Source organism: Nitratidesulfovibrio liaohensis (assembly GCF_011682075.1).
Taxonomy (GTDB): domain Bacteria; phylum Desulfobacterota; class Desulfovibrionia; order Desulfovibrionales; family Desulfovibrionaceae; genus Cupidesulfovibrio; species Cupidesulfovibrio liaohensis.
Genome location: NZ_VSMK01000679.1, coordinates 1 through 806 on the forward strand (window position 1 = coordinate 1; position 806 = coordinate 806).

At 71.7% G+C, this 806-nt stretch carries 1 protein-coding gene; it reads right to left on the reverse strand.

The window, feature by feature from the left end:
• A partial coding sequence (locus tag FVW27_RS17710) for an ATP-binding cassette domain-containing protein (RefSeq protein ID WP_167127748.1) occupies positions 1-806 on the reverse strand: 806 nt, incomplete at both ends.

Below are 806 nucleotides of genomic sequence, written 5' to 3' on the forward strand. Positions count from 1 at the left end.
CGCGGGCCAGCAGCACCCGGCGCAACTGCCCGGTGGACAGGGTGCGGATGCGCTGCCCGGCAAGTCCGGCGGCACCCAGCATGCGCAGCCAGTGGGCGGCCTCGGCCCGCTGGTCCTCGTCCGGCTCGTCGTACAGGCCGATGGTGCCGGAAAATCCGGTCAGCACCAGTTCCTCGGCGGTCAGGTCGTAGCCGTAGGTGGCTTGCAACTGGTCGGACACCAGGGCCACGCGGCGGTGCAGCAGGGGCAGGTCGCGCAGGGATGCCTGTTGCGGCGGCTCGCGCCGGGCCACACCGCAGGAGGCCTCGTCCGCGAACCACACGATGTCGCCGCCAACGGCCACATTTTCCTCGCCGTGCAGCAGGCGCAGCAGGGTGGACTTGCCGGATCCGTTGGGGCCGATGACGCACCAGTTCTCGCCGCGCCGGATGGTCCAGTCGATGGAGTGCAGCACGTGCGCCCGCTCCACGTACACGTCGGCGCGTTCGATGCGGGCCAGCACCGGGGGCAGGGGCGAGGGCGAATCGGCGTTTGTGCCATTCATGTCCGACATGCCGGACCGGGCGGGCATGCCGGTCACGTCATTGTGCGCCGTATCCGGGGCGTCCAGCCCATCTCCACCGCACACGCCGGAGTCGGCGGGCAGGTTGGCCATGACTTCCGCCAGCGGGCCTTCCGCCATGATGCGTCCGCCCTGCATCAGCAGGGCGCGGGTGAGGCAGGCGGGCAACTGGTCGGTGCGGTGGGTGGCGAACAGCACGGTCACCCCCAGCGCGGCGGCCCGGTCCACGGCGCCCAGCACGGCG